The following is a 25377-nucleotide window of genomic DNA, read 5'->3' as shown; positions in this document are numbered from 1 at the left end:
GTTCTATAAAAACTGGATTAATTTCGAGGGCCTTAGCTGTTTATAAAAGATCCAGAATACCCTCATTTTCTATAATAATCATCCCCTGTCTGTCGGTAGTGATGCCTTTCTCTAAGCTGTAGGTATAGCGTGGCTTATTCCCTTCCATAATGGTAGGCAAATACAAAAACTGGATCTGCTCATTTTCCTTTAATGCTTCCCCAACTTCAATGATATGGGTAGAAATCACAAAACAACAATTTGTATATTCCGAAAATGCCGCCGTAACTGCGAGGGTCGCATCATAAGCATCTTTAACATTAGTTCCTTTAAATAACTCGTCAAAAATAACCACCAGGTCTTTGCCAGTGCTTACCTCCCCAGCAACCTTCTTTACACGCAGCACTTCTGCGTAAAAGTGACTCAGTCCCATATTTAAGTTATCAGGAACGTTAATCGACGAATATATTCCCCCTCTGACTGAAAAAGTCATCGATTTTGCGGCTATAGGAAAGCCCATATGTGCCAGGTAAAGGGAGATGCCGAAGGTCTTCATTAACGTCGACTTGCCCGCCATATTAGCGCCTGTTAAAAACACGACGTTGCTTTCCTGCCTAAAAGAAATGTTGTTACCCACCGCATTACTTAATGAAGGATGAGCTAGCCCTTCAGCATTTACAAAATTGCTTTCCCGGGGTAAAGCCGATGCATAAGTAAAGCCATTTGCATGTGCCAGGTTAGCCACAGCGATATATACATCCAAACTATAGATCATCCCTATCAATTCTGCCAACACACGTTGCAGCGTATGTCTTAGTAAATGGTCATATTTGGTTAATTTGAAAAATGGGATAGCCTGGGTTCCGTTTTCTTTACTAAGCCATTCGAGTTGCTTGTTATTAAAAACACCTTTGACTATCTGAATCTGTTGATGATATGGATGGTCAATGCCTGACTGATCTTCCAGGCCCTTAAAAAACCGACTAGCTGTTTTCAAAATCGTGATCGTAGCCCCAATACCTTTTTGCAAGGTTTCATATTGGTCGTCCCTAACTATTGAGCCCAATACCTGCTTTTTAAAATTTCCAATGCCAGCAAACAACAAATTACGTTCTGCATTACTGCTCAGGTAATTCTCCATCAGCTCAAACTGTTCCCGGCCAAATGGAAAGGTTAAAGCCTTGTGCTCAAAATATTCGAAAATACTACTCCTGTTATTGATCTCTGTAGCATCAGTCAGCGGGTTGTTAAATAGCTGTTCCAGCAATCGTTCCCCTCCTGCTGTTTTTACCTTATTGAAAAAGCTAAATATAGATCCCGGTTTATATTTACCGGTTAAATTCATGTCTTCGAGTGTCTGTTTATCCGTTATAAAACTCATATCCCTTTCCTTCCCTTTTTTAAAATATCCAGAATACCTTCATTGTTGATGATGATCATGCCATGTCGATCATCTGTGATGCCGTTCTCAAGTGTATAGGTGTACACCGGCAGGTTACCGTTCATGCGTGTAGGCAGGTATACAAAGCGGACATTCGGACAAGCCGTTCTAAGCACATCACCAGCTTCGATAATGTGTGTAGAAATCACAAAAGTGCTATTCTTCTTTCTTGCAAAGCCTTTGGTAATGGCTATTGTTGCCTCATAGGCATCCTTTACATTGGTTCCACGGAAAAGCTCATCAAAAACAATAAACAAATGCTTATCCTGACTCAATTCCTGAGCGATTTTCTTTACACGCAGCACTTCTGCATAAAAATGGCTGGCCCCCATACTTAAGTTATCCGGCAGATTAATGGTTGTATATATACCATCCAGTACCGAAAACTCAAGGCTGGCTGCTGCTACCGGGAAACCCATATGTGCCAGGAACATCGCGATACTCAGCGATTTCATAAAGGTCGACTTTCCTGCCATGTTAGCTCCAGTCAGGAAGATGACATTGCTATCGGGAGTGATAGCAATAGAATTAGGTACCGCAGTTTTCACTTGTGCATGATAAACGCCATCCAAACGAATCACACGCTCCTCACGCGGCAATGCTTTTGGAAAAGCAAAGCCACGTTCTTTCGCGACCCTGGCTACGGAAAAATATACGTCCAAAAGATAGATTTGACGGAGCAAATTCAGGATCAGGTCCCGATGTTGAAAACGTAACAACACATCAAGCTCCACCATCCTATTGTGAGTCAATTTATCTTTGCGCTCCAGAATACTCACTATAACCGGCTCGGTGAGTATCCCCGTGATCACTGACTTTTCGGCATAATAAGGATGCGCTTTGTAGATATCCAAATCACGTGTGAAGGCTTCTAATCTCCTCAACAACGTGACCAGCGAATTGATCCCATCATAAATCTGTTGAGTTTCCACTTCTACAGCAATGATATTACTCAGTTTTTTAATAACCGAATACTCCTGGGCACTTAGCTTTGTACGTTCATCAGTATTGGCCATATAAGGCTCCACCGCATCAAAAAGCACACTTTCGAAATGAAATTTAACGTTCAGATCCTTAAAATACAGGAAGGTTCCACAACGTTTATTAATCGCCGTCTCGTCTGACAAAGGATACCTGAACATGTCTTCCAGAATTGCTGCGCCACCACGGGTGGCACAGCAATTGAAAATATTGTACAAGGATTCTCCACCATGTTTACCAAAAATATTCAGATCCTCAAGTGTCTGTTTGTCTGTTGTAAATAGCATGATATTGTTATTTATTTTCTTTTACGTCTAATCAGCAGAATTGCCCCAAAAGCAAAAATTAAACCAGGTAATATCCAGATATAGATAATGCGAAGTCCACTTACCTGATCTTTACTCAGATTGATGCGTTTATCCTCTGCATCGGGGCGGAAGGTATCAATAGGAAATTTGCTGTAATTTAACCAGCTGAACACTGCAGTATTGAATAAGAAGTTGGCACTTCTGGGTCTTCCTAATTCCGTATTGCTTAAAAAGTCCGCATCACCGGTTACGATAATACGCTGCTCTTTGCCGTTTACATTTCTGGTTAAGCTCAATGCCGTAGTGAAAGGACCTTTGGTATCACCATCTTTAGGAGAAAAAGCTACCGTTCCGGCAGTAGAACGATCTACCTCCGGAACACTAACCGATGGAGCCAGGGCTGCAACCGCTACTGTCTGAGCGACAGGCTTAGCATTGCCAGAATTCACTGGTGGCGCTACCGCAGTAACAGCAGCAGGTTTAGCCGCCTGTGCCTTTGTTACCATTTCCTGAACTTTCAGCCGTTTTTCTTCCATTGTTCCAGGGCCGTTCATGATCTTCGTCATCGCGGTGGCTATAGAATCCCTTTTCTTTTTCATTTCAGGAGTCATTCTAGCTTCAGCAGCCTTTCTTACTTTAGCCATTAGCTCCTGCATTTTTTGCTGTTTTTCTTCTGGCGTTCCAGGTCCTGCAGATATTGCTGCCATAGCTGCCCGTAATGCGTCAGCTCTTTTTTGGGTTTCTGCATCTAAACTGCCCGTCTGTCCTGTACCTGTAGCAGCAGCGGATCTTTCCTTAGCTATATTTGGGCTAGTCCTACGCTTTGGACTTACAGCCTTATCAGGGCTTTGTGTTATTGCCACATTACTACTGGTCATATCTTCACCCAGGGGCAACATCCTGTTCCAGGTAAGCGTATCTGTACTCATCAGTAAAGGCCTAACCGTAAACTGACCGTCATTACGGTAACTGAGTCCCGCTGCACCTGGCATATACACCTTTCGGCCCTCTGCTACTCTTTTTGCAAGTGTCTTGCTAAATGTTGTTGCAAATTTGCTCACATCCGGAATAACCAGATCAGGAGCATCCACTGCACTACGCTGAATTACCGTACCGTTCATCAGCTGTACACCAAACTGCTGCAATAAGGGATTCAATATTGCTTGTTTACCAGGCTCACCTGCGATCAGCAGGTTTCCGCCATTATTGATATATTTTTGCAGTTTTGCCATTGTATTTGGCCTAAGCGACAACCTTGGATCCGCCAATACCACAGTAGAAACACTAGCTGGTATGTCTTGTGTCTCCAATGAAATGACACACACATCAAATCCCTGGTTCACAAATGAATTGCGATAGAGGCTCAGGTTAGTAAGCGCTCTATAATCGCGGTCCCCCATTTTATTAATATCCCTTTCCAGATCACCGGTTACAAACGCAATATTGGGTAACTTAGCTTCCTGCAAGCGCTGAATGGCAGCAGCAACTTCGGTTTCTCCCGGCCATACTTCCGGATCTTCAAATACTCTCAGCATAGTCGTCTTACCCTTCCATTTCAGCTGCATCACATAACGGTTCTGTTCAGGTTTCAAGTCCATGATTTTACTCATCTCCGCCGGGCTCTTCAACATTTTAAGGTCCAGATCCATATTTTTGGCATACTGTTCGGCAACTTCCTTAATTGTTTTTCCAGGATACATCGCTTTAATCATCGGATTATCGCCGGCACTATCGTAATAAAGTACTGTTTTCAGTTTAATGTTACTTTTGAAGCGCATATACTGTTCCCAGCGTGCAATATTTTCATTATAAGCTTCAGGACTTCCCAGAAACCAATTTTTACTCAACAGATTATTATAGGCCGTAACTTCCAATGGTTCATCGCCAAGCTTGGCCAGCACTTTCTGTACCTGTGGCGTAAGTGTCCGGGTTTGGTTATTGGTCATGTCGTAATAGCCGACTAAAGCAGGGATAGAGCTGATGTAACCGATCAGTAAAGCACTGGCTAACACCATAAAATATCGTCCCGCCCTCAGCATAGCAGGTTTCGATTCCATCCCGTCTCTTAACTTGTAAATACTCAAGCCAAGGAAGATGTACACAATCAATATAAAATAAATGATGTCTTTGGTCGTAATCAATCCCATCAGCATATTTTGAGTCCTGCCATTCATCGCCAGGAAATAAGTCAGCTCCCTGACAAATGCAACACCCTGCCATAAAGTCCCCACATAGCTTAGTGCAGCGATCATGATAAACGTACATATTGCGGCTACTACCTGATAGGTAGTCAGACAAGACATGAACAGTCCTATTGCAGCATAGGCACAAAGCAAGAGGTAAAATCCTAATAATGAAGAAAGCAACATCCCTGATTCGGGATTCTGTATATGGAACATACCAGAAACAACAAATATCCCAATGATGCCTACCAGTAATAAACTGTAGATCATCATAGAAATAAACTTGCCTAAAATAATTTCCCTGACACTGATCGGAGAAGAGTAAAGAAGTTTAATGGTTCCGCTACTGGTTTCTCTGCTAATCAGACTCATCGTAAGCAGCGGAATGTAGAGGTAAAGGTTCTGCATTACCGTATTGAACAATCCGCGCCGACTTAGGAAAATAGATTCGGTTAACCTGTCATTGCCGGTTACCACTGCCCCACTCAATTCCTGCATCATGGCAATGTTATTTATTCTGCCAAAATAAATCACTCCGCATTGAACCAGGAACACGATCAGCAGGAACCAGGCGATGGGAGAATAAAACAGGGTTAAAAGTTCTGTTTTGGCTACTTTAAATATGGTTTTCATTAGTTATTTTCTTGTGGTGATTTATTGGATAATTGCTTGAATATTTCGTCCAGTGCCGTTTTATCAAGTGTGATTTCGCGCAACCTCCATCCATGATGTATGCTGGCTGCTACGATGCGCTCGGTAATACTTTGATCGCCATTGAAATAAATGCGCATCTGCCTTTCGGTCAGCACATCCACATTGGTTACCCCCTCTATTTTTTCTATTTCAGCCAGCGCAGGTGGGTTTTCCATGGCAACCAATACACTGTGTGGCTCCACATAATTGTTAAATGCATCCATGCTGTCGGAAAATACGATCCTGCCATTTTCTATCATTTTGATGTCTTTACACAAAACCTGTACTTCCGACAGGATATGAGACGAAAAGATAACCGCTCTATCCAATGCAATCTCCTTGATTAATGACCTTACCTCAATGATCTGATTGGGGTCCAAACCATTGGTCGGTTCATCCAAAACAACCAGTTTAGGCCGGTGTACAATCGCTTGCGCTATGCCTACGCGCTGGCGGTAACCACCGGACAGATTCCGGAGCAGGCGGTTACTAAAATGATCTATGCCGCAACGCAGCTTAGCCTCGAGAATTGCCTGTTTCATTTTATCCTTGGGCACAAGCCTCAGTCCGGCGCAATAGTTCAGGTATTCATCGACCGTCAGGTCCATGTACAAAGGGGGATTCTGTGGAAGAAATCCGATTTGTTGCTTTGCCAGTTGCGGCTGTTCCCGCATACTAATGCCGTCGATGTAAACATTCCCTTCCGTCTGGTTGAGTGCCCCGCAGAGGATGTTCATCGTCGTTGATTTCCCGGCACCATTGGAACCAAGTAATCCTACAATGCCTGTTTGGCCGATTTCGATGTTGATGTCACGTATGGCCCAGGAATTGGTGTACTTGTGAGACAAGTGCTCAATTTTTACAATATTGCTCATTGATAAATTAATATTTATAGGTATAGGCTGTCCTACCCCACCCGTCCCTTCTCTACTAAAACAGTAGAAAAGAGACAGATAGGTTCGAATTCTTTTTTTTATGCTTAAGGGTTGTCCTGCATCTTTGGATTTGCATCTATGATATTGCGTGGGAACCGCATTACCAATCTTTCAGGTTGTTTTAAGGTATAGGTTTCTAACACCGTTGGAACAGCATCCTGATCATATACAGTATGGGTGAAGGTTGCGCCCGCAAAAAGTGGATCAACAGATAACCTGCGCATATCAAACCAGCGGTACCCCTCCACTGCAAACTCACGGATACGTTCATCGATGATAAATTTAATCAAGGCTGATTGATTGGTAGCCGTACCGGCAGGAACCAGGGCATCATTGATGGAATCTCCATTGTCATTCTTAAGCCTGATGCGTGCTTTCCGTAAGGTTTCCAAATCAGCCACAGCCCCCGTCAGGTCATTTGCTCTTGCTTTAGCCTCTGCGCAAAGCAGATACAACTCAGACAGTTGCAAGCCAAATCTTGAATAATTCAATCCATATTTACGGAGCAGGCCAGCGGCATTAACTGAATTGTTGTCGTTTTTATTGATATAAAATTTCAGACGATAATCAGTCGGCTGATAAAGCGCCTGCGCAGCTTTAGTCAGCACAAGGCCATCTGTTCCCGTAATATTGCCATTAAATCTCCCCGCATAAAATACTTTTGAAACTACCGCTTCTCTGGTATTATCCATTAACTGATAAGGAGACTTAGGACCATTTGTGGCACTGATTGGTAAAAAAGCGCCTCCGGTTGCAAAAGTTTCGTTGTAATCGTAGAGTGAAGTTTGTCCGTTTGCAATGACATGCGCCAGTGCGGATTTGAGCAAAGGCAGCGCATCATTATAACGGCCCATAAACAGGTAAACTTTTCCCAGCAACCCTTCTACTGCAGGCCTGGACATGCGTGTCACAATATTTTGTTTTGCTGGTATACTGGCTAATGCTTCTGTATAATCTTTGATGATGAAATCATAGGTTTGCTGAAGCGTACCTCTTGGAATATCCTGAATATTCACATTAGGCTCAGTAACAAAGGGAAAGCCAGGATCATTTCCAGCTGTTGCCGCAGCATATGGCTTACAGTAAAGACTGGCCATATTCCAGATGCTGAATGCACGGGTTGCCAGTGCCTCTGCCCTGATTCCTTTTTTACGTTCCTCCGTTCCGCCTGTAGAAGTCATTACCTCAGCCACGATTTTGTTTATCGTGTACATCTGGGTCATGGTGGTCCGCAATACCAGAGAAGTCACCGCTGGTTCCGGATAGATATCATCCGCCCACTGGAACAAGCGTTCCCGTACTGCATTTTTATTGATGAAATATGGTTTTACCTGTGCAACTTCATCTCCCATCAGCTGCGCCTCAGTGTATCCACCTATGCTGTGATAAGCATAAAAAGCCCCATCATTCATCAGTTTGTCGTAGTCCTCCGTGATTACGGTAACCTGGTCTCCCTGAGGTACGATCTCCAACCAGGTCTTTTTGCAGGAAGTCAGCATGCTGAACACTGCGAAGGAAATTATTATCAACTTTTTCATAATGTCTGTTTAAAATAATTAAAATGAAAAATTAATGCCTAGACTATAAGTATGCTTAACCGGCATTGTCCCACTTGATAAACCTGGCAATTCAGGATCGGTACCCTCAGCATTTGCTGCCCAAACCAGAAAATTAGAAGCCGAAGCAAATACACTGGCTCTTTGTATTTTAAGAAACTGCAGCAACTTGGTATCTAAAGCATACGACAAAGAAATATCCCTGATTTTGATGTATGAAGCATTCACCACATTGACATCAGCAAATGTGTAATAATTAACACTTCTACGGCTGGTATTGAGCGAAGCACTTGGTTCATAAGAAGGAATATTGGTGAATGCTTCATCTCCGGGCTTTTTCCACCGGTCAAGAAAATACTCAGAAATGTTTCCTCCGGAAAATGATCCTGATGTCCCACCCAGTTTTCCACTATAGTAGGTATTTACAGATTTGCGCATCACCCCACCCAAGCTAACAATCATGTTTGCACTTAAATTAAATCCTTTATAGCTGAAGGTGTTACTCAGACTTCCGGTAACAGGAGGCTGAGTCGTCCCCATGTAAACCAGGTCATTAACAGTGGCTGCATTTGGTTTTTTAGTTACCGTGCCATTCGCAAGTTGAATCTGCGGATCCCCAAGGTTATCCAATCCTGCAAATCGGTATGCCCAAAGCGCATTCATAGGATATCCGATCACATATTCCGACTGCAACCTTGCTGCCACGGTCTTACTGTTATTACTTGGCGTCTGATAAGAAATCAGTTTATTGTGGTTAAACCCGACACCAATAGTCGTACTCCAGCTAAAATCTTTCCCTTTTATATTCAGTGAGCGAATGCTCATTTCTATGCCTTCATTTAACATCTTTCCAATGTTACCGGCTATTGAATTATAACCTGTCAATGGATTCAGGGTTACATTTCCGATCATACCCGTAGTGATCCTTTTATAGGCATCAATGCTACCACTTATCCGGTTGTTAAATATCGCATAATCTATTGCAAGGTTATAATTGTCCGTGCTTTCCCAGTCAAGGCCTTTATTAGCTATGCCTGTAAGGTACAATGCTTCTCCAGCAATCTGGTTGTAAAAAAAGTTGGTCGCTGGATTCAGGGTAGTCACAATATCATATTGTGAAACCTGGCCATAAGGTGTATTTCCTGTAATACCGTAAGTAGCTCTGAGACCAAGGTTATTCAACCATTTCACGTTACTCAACCATTTTTCCTTACTGATCTGCCACCTGGCTCCAACACTCCATACCGGTTTCTTCTGGCTGGACAGATCACTGGCAAACTGATTACTAAAGTCCTGCCTCCAGCTCAGATCCAAACTATACTTCCGCTCAATGGAATAACTGGCTAATGCAAAATAAGACAGGAACCGGCTCTTTGTTCTTGGTTTGCGGTCAATCGGAATATACGAGTAAGAACCAAAACCGGTTACTGTAGGAAAAATACCGCTCCTTAATTTTGCCCAGTCTAGTTCTGCAAAACTGCCTAATGCATCATTATAACCTAATAACGTTGTATTCGTCTGGCTTGCGGTATTTTCCTGAATGTCATTTCCAAACTGTACTAATAGTTGATCTTTTCCGTTCCTGAAGTTGTCATCATACATCAGTTGATGGCGGACAGTCCAGCTTCGGTTATCGGAAGTTGATTCGCCCAATGTTCCGCCTGACGTTGGTAAATAATAAACAGGAAGATCATTTACTGTAGGTGCTACGGTTAGTCCAACCAACTGCCTACGCTGCCCGATTGCCTGATGATCGGTATACCCCCTCGAGGAAGAAGGTGACCTTAGATAACCGTATGTTCCATTAATGCGTAAACCTTTCCAGATCTTTACGGCAACGTTCGAGGTCACATTGAGACTGAGATTATCACTTTTATTAGTGGTTAATCCGGCTTCATTGATTGGATTGTAATCCAGATTGATGCGGCTTCTGGATTGATAATCTAACCTTACGGAATCTACATAGCCACTCATAAAATTCATGTTCAACGGATTCCCTGAGGCATCACGGAACTGCTGATATGGATAAAAACCATTACCTGGTAATATTGGACCCTGGCTTGAAGCAGTCATGTTAACCAATGAAGTATTCAGGGAAATTTTGACACGATTACCCGCATTCAGATTTTGTGTTAAATTTAAACTATAAGTATCGCTCTTACTTCCAGGAGCATTGCCTTTCATACCGGAATAGCCCATTGATCCATAAAATGAATAGGTGTTGTTGCCACCAGATGCAGAAACTGTATGGTTGGTGGTAAAAGCCGGATCATACATCGCTTTGATTTGTGACCTGTTGTCTATCGCAGAAAGGCTGTCCAGTTTTTGATTACGTTGTCCCTCGGTCAGTTTTCCGCGCAATCCATCATATAGGATCCGCTCATGTGGAGCCAGGAATGACTGTGCAGTATAAGGATAAGCAGTTCTGTAAACCGGATTGTCAAAAAGTTCTTTTGCAACCTGGATATATTGCTGACTGCTCAGCATATTTCCATAGTACACATCCGGGCGGCCTGTATAATTTAAGGAACCATTATAACTGATCGATAATTTCGAATTGTTACTTCCGGATTTGGTTTTTATCACAATTACCCCGTTCGCAGATCTGGCACCCCATATTGCAGACGCAGCCGCATCTTTAAGCACCGTTATATCTTCAATATCATCCAGATTTACCGAGCTGAAATTTGGCACAGCCACACCATTCACCACATATAAAGGGTTGGATGAAGGTCCCGAAGAATTTAAAACACTTCCCCTGCCCCTTACTACAGCCTTAGGATCTTCGGCAATTCCGGTCTGATTAACAACGCGGGATTGTGGAGCAATATACAGACCAGGGATCTGTCCTTCCAGCCGGGTTAACAGGTTTGTGGAACCTGTACGTTTAGAAAACAATTCCAAATCCACTTTCCCAAAAGATCCGGTTGCCCGTTCTTTTGAAATCGTTTGAAAACCTGTACTGACGACCACTTCTTTTAGTTCCGTCTGGGCTTTTCGAAGCACGATATTCTGGTAAGCCATTTTACTCTTAACCTCAAATGAATGAGGCTGATATCCCACGTAGGAAATAATGATACGGTCTCCTACTTCTGCAAGGATCTCAAATTCCCCGGTATTTTTAACCGTTGTCAACATTTGCCTCCCACCAACTTTGCTTTCCTGTGCTTTCTTTAATATGATAACCGTAGCACCTTCCATAGGCGCTCCCAGAGAATCTAAAACTTTACCGTAGATTTTTATTGGGTCCGCTATATCTATTAATGAAGGGTCATTTTTAGTTCCATCTATTAAAACCGGTGTCTTTCTGGTAATCACAATATTCTTTTTATAAATATTGAAGGAAAGGGGTAAGTTTTTAATGGATTCCTGAATGGCTTCGAAAACCGAAGAATTGTTCAGTTTGACACTAATTTTCAATCCTTTAATATCATTTGAATTGTAAATAAAATCGTATCCTGATTGTTTTCTAATGGATTCCAATACTTTTTCAAGCGGGGTATTGTCTTCGTGAAGACTTATTCCCTGCCCAAATCCTTTGGCACTCACTTGCGCCAGCGTAATAATTAATATGAAAGTGGTCAGTTTCATTATTAATAATAGTTTTTGTGGTACGTGCGTGTGCAATACCCCTAGGTTTAAACCATTTATTTTCATACTTTTGAGTAGGTTGAGTTGCTATTGTGAATAGTTTAGCGATTATTTTTTCCCTCCTGGAATTTCCGGAGGAATGGCTGACTCAATCATCTGCCGGAACGTGCGTCAACACTTTCCGGCTTTGTTTTAACCCAGCCAATTCGGTTAGCTTTCTCCTGGTAATTTTTTCTTCATTTTCTTTTGGTTTAGGTTTTGGTTTTAATTGTGAGCTATTTGCTTACAACTATGGTTCTGTCTGTTATTTTAAAATTTATATTTAAATACTTCAAAATCCGAAGCGCTTCAGACAAGGTATAACTCCTGTCTATATAGCCCGTAAATTTCATATTTGGAATTCCATCCGGATATTTAACTTCGACGTTGTACCATCTTGACAATTGTCGTAACACCGCTGCAAGTTCAGTATCCTTAAAGCTAAACCGCCCTTCTTTCCAGGCGATCACATCGCTATTCCCCGGAGAAACAACTAATTTTCCCTTTTTATCTAAATTAGCCTGCTCGCCTGGTTTGAGTATTTTTGAACCGTTAATCCTAACGGATCCTTCGAGTAAGGTGGTGATGGTTTCCGGCTCATCCTTATAACTGTTTATATTGAAATGCGTTCCAAGTACTTTTACTTCCTGACGATCAGTCTTCACTATAAAAGGATGTCTTTTATCTTTCGTGACTTCAAAATAAGCCTCACCGCTGAGCCTTACCTCCCGATTTCCCTCTTTATTTAGGCTTGTAGAATAAGTTAAGCTTGAGGCGGCATTCATCCAGACCTTAGATTTATCTGGTAATGTTAAAATATATGTTTCTCCTTTAGCGGTAGTTAACGTATTGTAAGACCGCTTTGCCTTTTCTTGTGATGATGCTTCAACCTGATAAACAACCTGACCATCCGCAGTCTTGTTAATGCTTATTCCAGCTTCCTTTGCCAACTCTCCATTATCTGAATTTGTCAGGTTGATTTCTTTTCCATCAGCAAGTGTTAGTATTGCTCCATATTTACCTGGCGCTACGTCATTCTTATTGACAGACACAACGACTGGTCCCCGGTTCACATTTCCGTAATAATAAAACAGTCCTGCACCAAAAACAATAGTGGCAATCGCTGCTGCAATCGCGAAGCGGGGCCATAGTTTAATCCGTTTTACAGGTACAAGTGTTATTTCTGAAGTTTCATCTTTAACAAGTCCGGATTTGGTCAACTCCCAAATGTGGTCAGTATCAACAGCCTGGAACATTTTTAGTTCATGCTGGAAATATTGCTGATCGGTAAATTGACGGTAAAAAGCTAAATTATCGGCAGAAGCATTTATCCAGGCCTCAAGCTCTATACGCTCTGCATCGGTTAAGGTCTGGTTGAGTTCTGCGAATATCAGATTTGAAATATGGAGTTCCTTGTCAATCATAGCAGCGATTTCTTTATATCAGATTAACATTACTTTAATGTTTATGATATAGAAACGGGACGATGACCCAAAACAACCATAAGAGATTGTATTTTTTTTACCAGTGTTCTATAAAAAAGAGAAAAGCCAACTGTAATGTAACTGAGACCCCTTTTTTCACCAAAGAATTTTTAATCATTTCTATGGCTTTTGTTTTCTGATTGCGAACGGTCTGTACAGAAAGGTTCAACTCCTGCGCAATTTCTGCGGTAGTTTTTCCATCGAAATAAAGTAGTTTAAAAATGACTTTCATTTTCTCAGGAAGCTCTTCAATCTCTTTATTCACCATATCCAGCACTTCGGTCTGTATGATGTCATACAAGATCGTTTCATCAGCAGAATTCAAATGTTGTAAATAACTATCCTGAGCATTTGTCCGCACCTTCAGACTGGCAAGGTAATCCAGACAGGAATTACGGCAGCTAATGTAAAGGAAAGCCTTAATGTTTTGTGGCGTTTTAAAGCTTTCATGTTTTTGCCAGAGTTTCAAAAAACATTTGGAAACAATATCATCAGCCTCTATCTTATCGTGCAACATGCGACCAGCAAAATAAGCGAGTGCTTTACTGTGAAGTTTGAAGAAATAAGCAAGCGCCTGATCATCTCCTTCGCGTAACGCTTCAATCCAGTAAAGTTCATCGTCAACGTCTTTTTTCATCTTATTTGTTAGTCAATATCAAGGAGCGCTTGTTCTATTATAAATTTACGGAAAATTGAGGCCAATATTATTGAATATATCTGGTATTGTCAGGGCTTAAATTAATAACATTATCATTTATCAATGATAATCATGAAATGTCACCAACCGAAGAATATGATTACGTGAAACACTTGCGAGTCCAACTTTCTACAAATGAACAAATATTCGTCTTTTTAAACAGTAGTTCACAAGTCATTAAAAGTTGCAGAGCGGTGGAACCAAATTATTACCGTCTCTTCCAATATCGGAACGAGTGTCGGTTCACTGGTCGTTTTTGCTATCATTAGCGACTTCTTTATCATCGGTCTGACATTATACGCTTCTGCGCTCGACCGTATCAAGATAATTCCCTAATCAATCTCTATGCTATTAATTGCTTTTTCCATCGCGAGTTCTTTTACTTCCGGCACTTTTAGTCCTTCAGCTCGGAACACGGTCAGATCGGTCATCCCTAAAAAGCCAAGAAAAGCCTTCAGATAAGGAGCAACAAAATCGTTGACTTTACCTGGACCTTCTGAATAGACACCCCCTGAAGACATTGCCACATAGATTTTTTTCCCCGTCACTTTTCCAACAGGACCATTTTCACTATACCCAAAAGTTATACCAGCTCTGGTAATATGATCGATCCAGGCCTTTAGAGAGGTAGGGATGGTAAAGTTGATCAGCGGAGCGCCAATAACAATGATGTCCGCAGCTAACAACTGTTTAACCAGCTCATCAGAAAAGCGAATCAATTCTTTTTCTTCTTCGGTCAGCTGATCTGCAGGAATAAAGAATGTACGAAGCACAACAGGGCTAAGATGTGGGATTTCTAGATCGACCAGGTTTAATTCTTCCAATATACTACCCGGATACTTGTTCTGAATTTTTTCGACTATGGCATGCCCCAGCTTAATACTGTATGACTCTTTTCCCTGAATGCTTGATTTTAAATGAAGGATGTGTTTCATCATAAATTTACTTAGTTATAATCTTATCAATTTTAAATTCCCGAAACGTCCAATTTCCTTTTTGTTAATGATTAAGGATTCTTTCGCTCGAATTATCAAAGCCAAAAATAGGGTTACCAAGTGATCAAAAGTCATTACTTACCTCAAGGAAAGCGCTTACATTGGGGTAAGTGATTACCTTTAGGCTATGAAGATAATTGTAAATGAGTCTCTTCCCAATAATGAAGAATGCGCAAATTCGCTAAAGAATGTACTTGACGCACTATATGTTATTAATGGAAAATGGAAACTGGCTGTGATCCTATGCCTGGTACAATCATCTAAGCGTTTTAACGAGCTTCAGCATGAAATCACTGGCATATCCTCTAAGGTACTGGCTAAAGAACTAAAAGATCTGGAATTGAATGACTTCATTACACGTACTGTATATTCGACCACCCCGGTAAATATTATTTACGAAGCAACCGAGTATAGCAGGACGCTAAAAAATGTGATTGGTGAATTAAGCTACTGGGGTGAACAGCACAGGGAAAAAATTAAGCAAAGCATGCGGAGTCAGTCGCGCAACCTATGATGTTGCACAACGACTCCATTTGGTTAACACTATACAAGTAAACTACCACCATCAACGACAATGATTTGTCCTGTGGTGAAGCTCCCTCGCATAAGGTAGAGGTAAGCTTCGGCAAGCTCTTTCGTATTGCTGACCCTGCCAGTTAGTCAATCAATGTTTATTTTATTTTCACTACTACTTTTCCCTTAGCACGTCCACGCTCTACATATTCCAGCGCCTCATTAATCTGATCAAAAGAAAACACCTTGTCCACAACAGGCCTGATTACATTCTGTTTAATCAGATTGGAAATTTCCCGTAATTGTTTACCATCCGCCCTCATAAACAGAAATGAATAGTCCACATTTATTTTTTTAGCCTTTTTACGAATTCCGTAGCTGATCATTGATAAGACCATCTTTACAAACCAAGGGGCTCCAATTGCTTTTGCAAAATCTGGTGTGGGTGGCCCCGAAATGGAGATCGCCTTTCCTCCCGGTCTTAAAATTCGTAGTGATTTTTCAAGTGTCCTGGTATCCTGGCTGTTCAAAACTACATCATAATCTTTCAGGATGGCTTCAAAATCTTCCTTTTTATAATCGATCACAACATCTGCTCCAAGTGCCTTTAACATTGCAAAACTCTTTTCACTTGCGGTTGTGGCGACCGTTGCACCAAGGTGTTTCGCCAGTTGAATGGCAACTGTACCCACTCCACCGGAACCCGCCTGAATAAATACTTTCTGGTCCTCTTTCAGATTCGCCTTTTCTACGAGCGCCTGCCATGCGGTTAAGGCCACTAAGGGAATGGAAGCCGCTTCTTCCATGGTAATATTGTTTGGTTTGAGTGATACATCGTCTTCTCTAATCGCTATATATTCGGCAAATGTACCAATGTTGAAATCGGCAACGCGGGAATAGATTTCATCCCCGATCTTGAACTGTCTCACCTTTGCCCCTACCTGGGTAATTACCCCCGCTACATCATGTCCCAAAATGAGTGGCAATTGATAAGGTAATATTAACTTAAATTCACCAGACTTTATCTTAGCATCAAGCAGGTTTAGACCTGCAGCATGAATCTCTACCAGCACTTCGTCTTCTTTTATGATTGGAACAGGAAGATCAATGAGCTTCAGAACTTCTTTTTTATCATATTTTTGTATGGTGAACGCTTTCATATTGTGGTTATTTTGGCAAGAGTATAAGTTACGATTTTAAGTCTGCATTTATTTTCTTCGGATTGATCAATCCAAATGCAAGCTTTGGAAAAAAGCGGTTGAGCATATAGATTATTTTAGAATCGCCCACCCGAATGGTGTATTGGTCTTTAACCAATCCATTTATTAGTGCTTTGACCAGTTTTTCAGGGCTTATCTTCTTATCATCCCTATCTGCCACCATATCCGTATCAACCAAAGGCGGCAACAGTTCAAAAACCTTCACATTGGCATTTAAGATTTTTAAATGTTCCCTTAAGGATTTGGTGTAAAAGGCCAGTGCAGTTTTGGATGCCGAATAGGTGGCCTCAATCATTGAGGGTACAATGCTTAGAATTGAAGTAGTATTGATGATTGCACTTTCCTTCCTTGATTTGAGCATCTCCATGAAAAGGTTATTTAGACGGACTACCCCCAGGTAATTCACCTCCATCTCATATGCAGCTCCCTTGAGATGGCCATCATTTGCAATGCCCAAATTTTTGGGCGGAACACCGACGCCTGCATTGTTGTATAAAATATCAATGCCGCCCAGCGCTTTCACCTTTTCGAAAAGCGCGTTAGCATCATCCTCATTTCCCGCATCACTCTTTATCACAGTGAACGCCGGATATGCTTTTTTTGCCGCATCCAGTTTACTCTGGCTTCTACCCGTGATGATGACTTTTGCTCCGACTTCCAAAAACTGTTTCGCTGCTTCCAGTCCAATGCCCGATCCACCACCGGTGATGAGTATCGTCTTTCCGTTTAATTTCATTAGATGTTTGAACTATAATGATTAATGAGAACCTGTTCTTTAACAAAAATCAATGCTGTTTCCATTGTACCTGTAATTTAATTTCGTAAATTCGCTTGCGTTTTGCAAGTGCAAATATACAAACAACTTTCATTTTGCAAGTTGTTTTATAAATTATTTTATGATGGATATAAAAATGAGGTCTGATTGCCCTATTAGTTGCTCACTGGATATTTGGGGAGACAAGTGGTCATTACTTATCGTTAGAGATTTAATGTTTTCAAAACAATGTACCTATGGTGACTTCCTGAAATCGGGTGAAAAAATAGCTACTAATATTTTGGCTTCCCGATTACAAATGTTGGAAATGAATGGGGTAATTACTAAGCAAGACCATCCCGAAAGCAAAGCAAAAGTCTTATACAAGCTTACTCAAAAAGGGATTGACTTACTTCCCATAATGATCGAGATTAATTTATGGGCTGATAAATATTTCACGTTGTCTGCAGAAAGGAAAGAAATGCTTGCGGAAGTAAAAAAGGACAAGGGAGCATTTATAAAGGAAAAAACAATAGAGCTGCAGAAGCATACGAATTGATTGAAAAGCATTGTAGCTAATCATATCAATTTTTATAAAATGCCCATAATAACAAAATGAGTTGTTAAAATATCACAATATTTAAAATCATGAATTAAAAGGCAATTGCAAATTCTTACACTCACAAATTGAATAACATGAATAGGCTCGATACAATTCAAAACAACTAAATTAATACCAGGTGGAATCAACCCCAGGCAGTTCCTGAATAGTTTTTAAAATAGTAAGGAAAAACAATTTAAAATTTAGCAGTATGAAAAATCTGAAATAAAATGACGTTGGAGTTCAGGAATTGAGTGCAACTGAAATGTCTAAAATTGAAGGCGGACTTAGTATTTCTGTAAATATTGATAAGCTCCTCACATTTTTTGATACGTTTGATGCCGACATTAGCGAGGCTGTAGTTGTAGGCCTTTAGGAGCAAAAAATATCTGAAATATAATAAGTTATTTCATTTCTTAACCGAAGTCAAGAAGTTTGGACTTTCTCATTTTTATTTTTGTACGCAGATCACATCAAAGTATAAAAATTTAAAATCTTATTATGAAAAAGTTAATCCTTGCGCTGCTTGCAGCCTCCACAATCTTGGTTTCCTGTAAAAAAGATTCCGACAAAAAACCTGATGACTCGGCCGGTTCATCCCGGACAGTCCAGTACGAGGTAACGGGAAATTTTACCGGATCGCTTATCGCGTCTTACACTACCGCAGCAGGCGGCACGGTTAATGATGAGATAACTGCACTCCCCTGGACTAAAGAAATAGTATACGCCAAAAGCGTAACGGCAGCTATTATTGCCATATCTGGCGGTGGCGGTGTGGCAGGGCAGAAAGTTAAACTTGTTATAAAAAGAGGTGGCACTCAGGTAGGGACAGCCATGGAGGCTGTTGCCGGTCCCTCCGGTGGTTTTTCTCAAGCTGCGCCGGTTATCGTTTTTTAAATTTTGCCGGCTGTAAACTAAAGTTCCGATTTGAAAGGCAAAAAACTACATGAAATCATTTAAACCAATTATAAAAATGAAAAAATTACTATTTATTCTAATCATCTGTGTTCCTGCAATGAGCTTAGCACAAACAAAAACCAATAAAATAGTAATGATCGTGAGTAGCTATGGAAAGGATATGGGCAAAACAAGACCCGGATTTGATATGGATGAGTTTTCTCAGGCATATCAAATTTTCAAAGCTAATGGACTAGTCGTTGAAGTGGCTAGTCCTAAGGGGGGGAAAGTAGAACCTGGGCAATTCAACAAAGACAAACCATATCATAAAATCGTATTGCAGGACAGTTCTGCTATGAAGTTGCTCAATCAAACTAAGCCTACTTCAATTCTTCATGCGAAAGACTATGATGCTTTATATGTGGTCGGTGGAAAAGGCCCGATGTTTGATTTGGTTGTAGATCCTTCGCTACAAGATTTTATTCTGGATATGGACAGCAGGCAATCTATTATTTCTACCATCTGTCATGGAACAATTGCATTGGCTAACATCAAAAAAGACAATAAATATTTAATTGAAAATAAGCTGATCACAGGTTATTCCAACGAAGAAGAAGCAATGTTTGGTAAGACAGGGTCTGAATTCCCTTTTTTATTAGAAGACCGGTTAATTCTTAGAGGAGCAAAATATAAAAAAGACGGTGCCATGTTGCCGAACATGCTTAAGGACGGTAATTATATCACAGGACAAAATCCCTATTCCACGACTTTGGTTGCAGAGGAAATCATAAAATCTTTAGGAAAGACACCTGTTAACAGAACAAAATACAAGGATGAATTAAGCATGGAGCTGGTCAAAAAGGCGGTACTTGGCGATATGACATTGGCACAAGCAGAATTAAAAAACAACAGCCTTAATTATGACTTAGAGTTAATAGCCGTGTATGGTTATTACCAGGCTATGTTTGCGAAAGATGATATTGAAAAAATTAAGAAGGGAACTGCGATCATCGAGCTAGTCATTCCCTATTACTTTAATGAAGACCTCTATATTCCGTTATCTGAATACTATTTAAAATCAGGCAATAAAACTAAAGCGATAGCTACACTCAATGAGGTACTTAAGAAAAATCCTGGCTCCGAAAAAGCAAGTAATTCGTTAAAGAAGTTATCCATTTCCATTGCAAAACCAGGGCAATAAAATTAAAATTCAGGTTTTATCTATCGTTAGTTATTAGGTATCCCCAAATGTTGTATTTTTTCGATCATTGATTTTAATAAATACCTGGCCAAAATTTTATGCAAAGGCTTAATAAGAAAAAAGATGATCCTTCCAAAAAAATCATTATATACAACAGTTGTAGTAAACGAAAGGCTTCGTTGCGGCTCAGTCTGTACCTCTTCCAGAAACAGTGAAATCCTTAAATTAATCCTTTTGGTGTTAGCACCTAAGAGTATTTCATCCTCATTCCGATAAAATACTTTCAATAATCCTAATTGCTCCCCTGTCTGATAATTAAAAGTATTCAAATCCGGCATCGTATTGGCCTCGGCCGCTTTGCCACCTGCAAAGGAAAATACTTTATGCTTTACAAGAAGTAATTTTTGCGTCAATTCTCTAACAGAAGTTAAAAAGGCTATACAGATTTGAGACGGTGTCGCCCGGTTTCCTTTCTCTATCAAAACTCCCTGAAAGCAGTCCCAATAGTCAAATATCTGACTGCGTATTTGTGAATTTTCGGGAGCATCTTTTCTTGCCTTTACGATCATTGCATAGACCTATTTAAATAACCTGGTTAAATAATTTAGGTCAAATCTCCAATTAATAGATATGAATTCATTTGATATACATCAAATTCCGTTTCGGGGTGTTTTTTCATTTAATAGTTAATTAAGCAGATGATTTTCTCCTTTAAAGTGAAACCAGTTAAAATCGGCATAGCCGTTATCGCCTTCTTTTTTAGTGCTGAAATTGAAAGCTCAACAAACAAATGCCGATAATATCTATCTTTTATACTTTATAATACTGTTCCCATCCTTTACGCGGTGGAGGCCCGATCAGCAGTTCGTTTGCATTTCTACTACTGGTAATTTTCTTCTTTTTTCTGTCGAAAACTATTTTTTCTCCTGTCCACTGTGCCAGTACGCCAAGGCAGAATACCTGGCTTAACGGCCCTGCAATATCAAAAGACGAACGTGTCTGCTCTTCTCCCTTACATGCTTTCAGGAAATTGGCAAAGTGATTGGACGGACTTTGAGGGACAACCGGCAAGCCGGAAGCCATTTCTTTTGCTTTTTCTTCAGGAATAATGGACAATGTACTGCCATGCGAACCACCCTTAAATGTGAGCTCTTTGCTGTAAATAATTTTACCTGGATTTAGTTTAGCGGCAGTGATAGCGCCATTACTTGGTGGTGGAATGTTGGGATCAAGCCCTTGTATACCGTACCCGGCCGGTATTGGCGGAAGATTGTCAATTCCATCGTACCACTTCACTTCAACGGGCGGCATGTTGCCACGTTTGGGAAACTTGAACGAAAGTGTGGAGGACATCGGGTAGAAAAAGTTATTGTGTCCATCCAACTTTATCGGGTCCACCTCATAAGGAAGGCCAAGATCAAGAAACTGGTGCGAAGTATCGAGGATATGTGCGCCCCAATCGCCTAAAGCGCCCATGCCAAAATCGAACCAGCAGCGCCACTGCCCGTTCACAAAATCTTTATTAAACTGGTGTCCCTGGCTCTGCATTTGCCAAACATTCCAGTCAAGGGTATCTGGCAGCGTTTCTGCTGGTGGGAACGAAGTGATCTTCGTATCCCAGCCATGCCAGCGCCTCGGCATATTCATGTGTGCGGTAATGGCGGTAACATCTTTAATGATGCCTGCTTCTACCCATGATTGATACTGGAAATAGTTGGCTTCCGAATGCCCCTGATTACCCATCTGGGTGACCACTTTCGGATTTTTCTTTGCCGCTTTCATCATCAGTTCCACTTCATTGAATGTGCGGGCCATCGGTTTTTCGACGTACACATGTTTGCCAAGGCCTATCGCCATCATCGTAATCGGAAAATGCGAGAAATCGGGCGTACCAATAGAAACCGCTTCAATCTGGCTGCCCATTTTATCGAACATCTGCCTGAAATCTTTAAAACGCGGCACATTAGGGAACATTTTCAGAATGGCCAGGGTATGCGGCGCTTCCATGTCCACATCACACAGGGCTACAATATTTGCCAGTCCGGTGTTGTGGAGCTCACGTATAATGTCGGCCCCGCGGTTGCCGATGCCAATACAGGCAAGGTTTACTTTTTCGGCAGCACCAAAACGGGAAGGTTTCTGCCCATTTGCAAATAAAAAACCTGGCATTGCCGCAGCAGCAGCGGAAGCCAGTAAAGCCTGTGTTAAAAACCTTCTTCTGGAGTTGTTATTATCGGTCATATAAAAGGATGGTTATTGTTGATCAATTAAAGTATCGGTTATTGTTATCTAAGCTCCCTGATTTTAATGCTCCTGAAGCTTACTCCGTTGCCATGGTCCTGTATTAAGATATGTCCTTTTTGTGCTTCGCCAAAACCTGGCCATACCTTGTATTTGCTCAGCTCAACCAGATCACGGAAAGCCTGCGATCCGCGGTCGTACGCCAATACTTTCACACCGTTCAGGTAATGCTCAACATGGTTATCGGGATAAACAACTACACGCCCGGTATTCCAGTTTCCTGGCTGATTGAAGTAGCGTTCTGCCTTTTTCGCTTTGATCAGATCGTATAAAGAGCCAAGCGTACGGTTACCATCCCTGCCCAGTTTAGCGTCAGGATGTAAATTATCATCAAGCAACTGATATTCAAGCCCTATGGCAGAGCCACTGTTGTTTTCTTTTAAGGTTACAAAATACTTAAAACCGCTGTTTGCGCCTTTGCTTAATTTAAAATCGAATGAAAGGTCGAATGCGGCATACTGTTGTTTGGTTACAATGTCTCCCCCATTTGCCGATTCGTCGCCATTTGATGGCAATACGCTCAAGAGGCCATTTTTTACTGCCCAGCCCTGATCAGGAAAAGTCTGTTTATAGGCACCAACCCAGCCATTGGTACGCTTGCCATCAAACAATAATTTCCAACCACTCTCCTTTTCATAGCCCGAAAGGCTATTTGCAACGAGGTTAGTTACATAAATACCTTTTGGAAAAGCAAGCGGCTTTATGTTTTTGGTCTGGATACGGATATTCTTCCAGAAAATATTGATCCCGGCATGTTCCGGCCGGCCGATACCATGTACCTGCAGGGCAATTATACCCTGATTGGCAGTTAGTGAATCCACCAGGTAAGAAACAGGTTGATCATCCAGCCAGGTTTTTACGGTATTACCGATACATTCTATGCGGACCTTGTGAAAAACATTTGGTGCTAAAAATAACTGCCCCTTTGGATTGTTCGACACCGGGTAAAGCCAGCTTCTTCTGCCTTCCTCATAGATACCACCGCTCCATTTACGGGCAGAAGGATCGAATTCGTACTGATAGCCATATATCAATCCCTTCCCATTATTCGCCGCGGCATCAAAGTTACTTTTGAACTGTACACCTGAATTGGTGCTCGTATCGGTCATCATGGCTTCCAGCTCCAATACAAAATCGCCGGTAAAGCGCTGTTCACATGCAAGGAACGAGTTAGGTGACTTTGCAGTTGTGGTGCCGACGATCATGCCGTTTTTCACGGTATAGCTGGCTGAGCCGGTCATCTGTTTCCAGCCGTTAAGTGTTTTGCCATCAAACAATGACTGCCAGTTGTTTGACTGTGCACCAGCGTTGAATACAATAAGTAAAAAGAAGATAGTTAAGATTTGTTTCATTTGTGTGTTTAATTGTTTATTTGTTCAACTAGTTTTTATACAGTCCTAGTTCTGCAATACATGATTTATTTGGTTCAACGGTATCATAATTAGACTTCACCATAATTTTGAAATACCGGAACGTTTTAGAAGAGCCGAAAGGAATTTTAGATTCAATGTCGACCTTTGGTACGACATAATTACCAGCAGAGGTCCAGGTCTGATGGTCTGAACTGGTCAGGATCTCCACGTCTTTCACAGCACGGTATGCGCCCGATCGCAGCAGGATGGTAAAACCGTCGGCAGTAGTGCTACGCGACAGGTCAATCGTAACATAATGGGGCAAAACTCCTGCCGGGGAGGAGTACTTAGCAAACCAAAAGGTATTGACATCGTCATCTATCATGGAACTGGCGGGTTTGCTCTCTGTTACAGTTTCCTGCGAACTAAAATCAATCACCGTCCATTCACTTTTATCAAATCCGGATGGGGCAATATTGATCACCGGGATATTATTCAAAAAGTTAAAATTAAAAGTCGTATTGGTAACCTTCCCGTTTTCGTGAACCAGTTTTACTTTTAATTCTGCCGGATTGTTGGCTTTATAGGTATTGTTCATTTCAGTCATCGGTAATTCCACATAAAAACTATCCGTTCCTATTACTTTTGTGCTCCAGGTTACTGCATTATAGTCTTTATTCACTCCCACTCCTTCATTATTCTGATTGGGATCCAGGTAATAGGCAATATCGGTAACCGGAACGCTACTGGTAAATCTGCCCGAAGCAATAATGGCTCCTTTAGCAGCTGAATAAGAAGCATACATTCTTTTGATCTTCGCTGTTACCGCTCCATAATAAGTGATGGATGTGGTAGTTTGAAAAATCTGATTGGTATTTAAGATCGCACAATCGGCTTCAGTAAGAAAGGTAGGAGTTCTTCCATAGGTTCCATTGCCACTCCCCATCAGGGAAGTTCCGTAGTTAGGGTCATTTATCCTTGACTCCCGCTGTCTGTTGTGAGGTAAATTTAAGCCATGCCCTAACTCATGCATTAATCCTCCAAGTCCGGTGGTACTGGTCACTTCTTCTCCCCTATCGGGCCAAAAACAGTTTCTTCCGTAACCTACATACGGATTACCGACGCCACTTGGTATAGAGGGACTGATGATCAGATTGTGTTCACCTGTTTTTTCGCCAGGGTGGGCTGTAAAATAGGCTTCCACTTCAGCCAGGATGTCGCTTAAATGATCTGTAGTATACTTGTCGTAAGTATATTTTGCAGATATGGTTACAATTTTAATCCTGGTTTTACCCGGGTTGGTCAATAGACCAAAGGTCTTAAATCCATAGCCGTTGGCCTTCATCTGATTGCCATAATACGTCTGTGCTGACAGCATGATGTCGCTTAAACGACGTTCATATTCTGGTTTAGCCGGGTTATCCGTCGGCACGAAATAAACGACATTTAAATTATAGAGGTGGTTACTTGTAAAGCCAGTATCCAGGGCTACGGTTTTAGAGTTCGTATCAATGGCCTCTGTCTGGGAGTTATTCTTCTTACAAGCTGCAAAAAAAAGTGGCAAGCATAACAATAGCGATGTTTTTTTCATTTTGGTTAGATCATTTGGTTAGGTTTAGGTATTGGCCTTTAGGGCACAACAGTGTAAATTTGAAA

20 protein-coding genes are annotated in these 25377 nt (G+C 41.3%); 5 read left to right on the top strand and 15 right to left on the bottom strand.

All coding sequences use genetic code 11. The features are described from left to right. Window positions 1–40 precede the first annotated feature (40 nt). From BLQ87_RS07270 to BLQ87_RS07235, 8 genes are all read right to left on the bottom strand, one after another. On the bottom strand, window positions 41–1360 hold the full coding sequence (locus BLQ87_RS07270) for a MutS-related protein (protein ID WP_074605456.1): 1320 nt from the start codon (window positions 1358–1360) through the stop codon (window positions 41–43). Further along, on the bottom strand, window positions 1357–2688 hold the full coding sequence (locus BLQ87_RS07265) for a MutS-related protein (RefSeq protein WP_074605455.1): 1332 nt from the start codon (window positions 2686–2688) through the stop codon (window positions 1357–1359). The genes BLQ87_RS07270 and BLQ87_RS07265 overlap by 4 nt, the downstream gene beginning before the upstream one ends. An 11-nt stretch (window positions 2689–2699) precedes the next feature. Continuing rightward, window positions 2700–5525: a Gldg family protein gene (locus tag BLQ87_RS07260; RefSeq protein ID WP_074605454.1), complete on the bottom strand. Its 2826-nt coding sequence runs from the start codon at window positions 5523–5525 to the stop codon at window positions 2700–2702. After that, window positions 5525–6460 (bottom strand): ABC transporter ATP-binding protein, encoded by a 936-nt coding sequence (locus BLQ87_RS07255; protein WP_074605453.1) that lies wholly within the window; start codon window positions 6458–6460, stop codon window positions 5525–5527. The genes BLQ87_RS07260 and BLQ87_RS07255 overlap by 1 nt, the downstream gene beginning before the upstream one ends. 104 nt (window positions 6461–6564) lie before the next feature. Then, the gene (locus BLQ87_RS07250; RefSeq protein ID WP_074605452.1) at window positions 6565–8058 is read right to left on the bottom strand and encodes a RagB/SusD family nutrient uptake outer membrane protein; all 1494 of its coding nucleotides are present in this window, start codon (window positions 8056–8058) and stop codon (window positions 6565–6567) included. A gap of 18 nt (window positions 8059–8076) precedes the next feature. Continuing rightward, window positions 8077–11667: a SusC/RagA family TonB-linked outer membrane protein gene (locus BLQ87_RS07245; RefSeq protein ID WP_074605451.1), complete on the bottom strand. Its 3591-nt coding sequence runs from the start codon at window positions 11665–11667 to the stop codon at window positions 8077–8079. A gap of 275 nt (window positions 11668–11942) precedes the next feature. Further along, window positions 11943–13130, bottom strand: coding sequence for a FecR family protein (locus tag BLQ87_RS07240; protein WP_083361736.1), 1188 nt, complete (start codon window positions 13128–13130; stop codon window positions 11943–11945). A gap of 97 nt (window positions 13131–13227) precedes the next feature. Continuing rightward, complete coding sequence (locus tag BLQ87_RS07235) at window positions 13228–13827, bottom strand: RNA polymerase sigma factor (RefSeq protein WP_074605450.1); 600 nt, start codon at window positions 13825–13827, stop codon at window positions 13228–13230. An 86-nt stretch (window positions 13828–13913) separates the two neighbouring features. Here BLQ87_RS07235 and BLQ87_RS34245 point away from each other — a divergent pair, with 86 nt between their 5' ends. Next, complete coding sequence (locus tag BLQ87_RS34245; protein WP_394331825.1) at window positions 13914–14156, top strand: putative phage abortive infection protein; 243 nt, start codon at window positions 13914–13916, stop codon at window positions 14154–14156. 63 nt (window positions 14157–14219) lie between these two features. Here BLQ87_RS34245 and BLQ87_RS07225 read toward each other — a convergent pair whose 3' ends face one another. Next, a complete protein-coding gene (locus BLQ87_RS07225) occupies window positions 14220–14825 on the bottom strand; it encodes an FMN-dependent NADH-azoreductase (RefSeq protein WP_245723808.1) in 606 nt (201 codons plus the stop codon). A gap of 184 nt (window positions 14826–15009) precedes the next feature. On the opposite strand from BLQ87_RS07225, the gene BLQ87_RS07220 reads away from it, so the two are divergent. Next, window positions 15010–15396, top strand: coding sequence for a winged helix-turn-helix transcriptional regulator (locus BLQ87_RS07220; RefSeq protein ID WP_074605448.1), 387 nt, complete (start codon window positions 15010–15012; stop codon window positions 15394–15396). 157 nt (window positions 15397–15553) lie between these two features. Here the strand turns inward: BLQ87_RS07220 and BLQ87_RS07215 are convergent, their stop codons facing one another. Both BLQ87_RS07215 and BLQ87_RS07210 read right to left on the bottom strand, forming a co-directional pair. Then, window positions 15554–16555 carry an NADP-dependent oxidoreductase gene (locus tag BLQ87_RS07215; protein ID WP_074605447.1) on the bottom strand — a complete coding sequence of 334 codons (1002 nt, stop codon included), beginning with the start codon at window positions 16553–16555 and terminating at the stop codon, window positions 15554–15556. Window positions 16556–16583: 28 nt separating this feature from the next. After that, window positions 16584–17351, bottom strand: coding sequence for an SDR family oxidoreductase (locus BLQ87_RS07210; RefSeq protein ID WP_074605446.1), 768 nt, complete (start codon window positions 17349–17351; stop codon window positions 16584–16586). 160 nt (window positions 17352–17511) lie between these two features. Here BLQ87_RS07210 and BLQ87_RS07205 point away from each other — a divergent pair, with 160 nt between their 5' ends. The 3 genes from BLQ87_RS07205 to BLQ87_RS07195 all read left to right on the top strand — a co-directional run bounded on the left by BLQ87_RS07205 (window position 17512) and on the right by BLQ87_RS07195 (window position 20068). Then, the gene (locus BLQ87_RS07205; RefSeq protein ID WP_074605445.1) at window positions 17512–17928 is read left to right on the top strand and encodes a winged helix-turn-helix transcriptional regulator; all 417 of its coding nucleotides are present in this window, start codon (window positions 17512–17514) and stop codon (window positions 17926–17928) included. A gap of 543 nt (window positions 17929–18471) precedes the next feature. Further along, on the top strand, window positions 18472–18867 hold the full coding sequence (locus BLQ87_RS07200) for a hypothetical protein (protein ID WP_074605444.1): 396 nt from the start codon (window positions 18472–18474) through the stop codon (window positions 18865–18867). 76 nt (window positions 18868–18943) lie between these two features. After that, window positions 18944–20068 carry a type 1 glutamine amidotransferase domain-containing protein gene (locus BLQ87_RS07195; RefSeq protein WP_172664825.1) on the top strand — a complete coding sequence of 375 codons (1125 nt, stop codon included), beginning with the start codon at window positions 18944–18946 and terminating at the stop codon, window positions 20066–20068. 26 nt (window positions 20069–20094) lie between these two features. On the opposite strand, the gene BLQ87_RS07190 is transcribed toward BLQ87_RS07195, so the two are convergent. From BLQ87_RS07190 to BLQ87_RS07175, 4 genes are all read right to left on the bottom strand, one after another. Next, on the bottom strand, window positions 20095–20637 hold the full coding sequence (locus BLQ87_RS07190) for a DUF2867 domain-containing protein (protein WP_074605442.1): 543 nt from the start codon (window positions 20635–20637) through the stop codon (window positions 20095–20097). A gap of 241 nt (window positions 20638–20878) precedes the next feature. Then, window positions 20879–22309: a Gfo/Idh/MocA family protein gene (locus BLQ87_RS07185; protein WP_074605441.1), complete on the bottom strand. Its 1431-nt coding sequence runs from the start codon at window positions 22307–22309 to the stop codon at window positions 20879–20881. Between the two features lie 44 nt (window positions 22310–22353). Further along, a complete protein-coding gene (locus BLQ87_RS07180; RefSeq protein WP_074605440.1) occupies window positions 22354–23721 on the bottom strand; it encodes a 3-keto-disaccharide hydrolase in 1368 nt (455 codons plus the stop codon). Window positions 23722–23749: 28 nt separating this feature from the next. Beyond that, window positions 23750–25312: a discoidin domain-containing protein gene (locus tag BLQ87_RS07175; protein ID WP_083361735.1), complete on the bottom strand. Its 1563-nt coding sequence runs from the start codon at window positions 25310–25312 to the stop codon at window positions 23750–23752. Between the last annotated feature and the right edge of the window lie 65 nt (window positions 25313–25377).

The sequence above is a fragment of the Pedobacter steynii genome (assembly GCF_900103665.1).
Taxonomy (GTDB): Bacteria; Bacteroidota; Bacteroidia; order Sphingobacteriales; family Sphingobacteriaceae; genus Pedobacter; species Pedobacter steynii.
This window is presented reverse-complemented; position numbering and strand designations above follow the sequence as displayed.

What these genes read in the sequence shown, in the direction of transcription:
- BLQ87_RS07270 (WP_074605456.1), bottom strand. Translation starts at nt 1,360, where the DNA reads ATGAGTTTTATAACGGATAAACAGACACTCGAAGACATGAATTTAACC.
- BLQ87_RS07190 (WP_074605442.1), bottom strand. Translation starts at nt 20,637, where the DNA reads ATGATCGTAAAGGCAAGAAAAGATGCTCCCGAAAATTCACAAATACGC.
- BLQ87_RS07225 (WP_245723808.1), bottom strand. Translation starts at nt 14,825, where the DNA reads ATGATGAAACACATCCTTCATTTAAAATCAAGCATTCAGGGAAAAGAG.
- BLQ87_RS07180 (WP_074605440.1), bottom strand. Translation starts at nt 23,721, where the DNA reads ATGAAACAAATCTTAACTATCTTCTTTTTACTTATTGTATTCAACGCT.
- BLQ87_RS07265 (WP_074605455.1), bottom strand. Translation starts at nt 2,688, where the DNA reads ATGCTATTTACAACAGACAAACAGACACTTGAGGATCTGAATATTTTT.
- BLQ87_RS07250 (WP_074605452.1), bottom strand. Translation starts at nt 8,058, where the DNA reads ATGAAAAAGTTGATAATAATTTCCTTCGCAGTGTTCAGCATGCTGACT.
- BLQ87_RS07175 (WP_083361735.1), bottom strand. Translation starts at nt 25,312, where the DNA reads ATGAAAAAAACATCGCTATTGTTATGCTTGCCACTTTTTTTTGCAGCT.
- BLQ87_RS07245 (WP_074605451.1), bottom strand. Translation starts at nt 11,667, where the DNA reads ATGAAACTGACCACTTTCATATTAATTATTACGCTGGCGCAAGTGAGT.
- BLQ87_RS07240 (WP_083361736.1), bottom strand. Translation starts at nt 13,130, where the DNA reads ATGATTGACAAGGAACTCCATATTTCAAATCTGATATTCGCAGAACTC.
- BLQ87_RS07260 (WP_074605454.1), bottom strand. Translation starts at nt 5,525, where the DNA reads ATGAAAACCATATTTAAAGTAGCCAAAACAGAACTTTTAACCCTGTTT.
- BLQ87_RS07215 (WP_074605447.1), bottom strand. Translation starts at nt 16,555, where the DNA reads ATGAAAGCGTTCACCATACAAAAATATGATAAAAAAGAAGTTCTGAAG.
- BLQ87_RS07185 (WP_074605441.1), bottom strand. Translation starts at nt 22,309, where the DNA reads ATGACCGATAATAACAACTCCAGAAGAAGGTTTTTAACACAGGCTTTA.
- BLQ87_RS07220 (WP_074605448.1), top strand. Translation starts at nt 15,010, where the DNA reads ATGAAGATAATTGTAAATGAGTCTCTTCCCAATAATGAAGAATGCGCA.
- BLQ87_RS07210 (WP_074605446.1), bottom strand. Translation starts at nt 17,351, where the DNA reads ATGAAATTAAACGGAAAGACGATACTCATCACCGGTGGTGGATCGGGC.
- BLQ87_RS07195 (WP_172664825.1), top strand. Translation starts at nt 18,944, where the DNA reads ATGAAAAAATTACTATTTATTCTAATCATCTGTGTTCCTGCAATGAGC.
- BLQ87_RS07205 (WP_074605445.1), top strand. Translation starts at nt 17,512, where the DNA reads ATGATGGATATAAAAATGAGGTCTGATTGCCCTATTAGTTGCTCACTG.
- BLQ87_RS07235 (WP_074605450.1), bottom strand. Translation starts at nt 13,827, where the DNA reads ATGAAAAAAGACGTTGACGATGAACTTTACTGGATTGAAGCGTTACGC.
- BLQ87_RS07200 (WP_074605444.1), top strand. Translation starts at nt 18,472, where the DNA reads ATGAAAAAGTTAATCCTTGCGCTGCTTGCAGCCTCCACAATCTTGGTT.
- BLQ87_RS07255 (WP_074605453.1), bottom strand. Translation starts at nt 6,460, where the DNA reads ATGAGCAATATTGTAAAAATTGAGCACTTGTCTCACAAGTACACCAAT.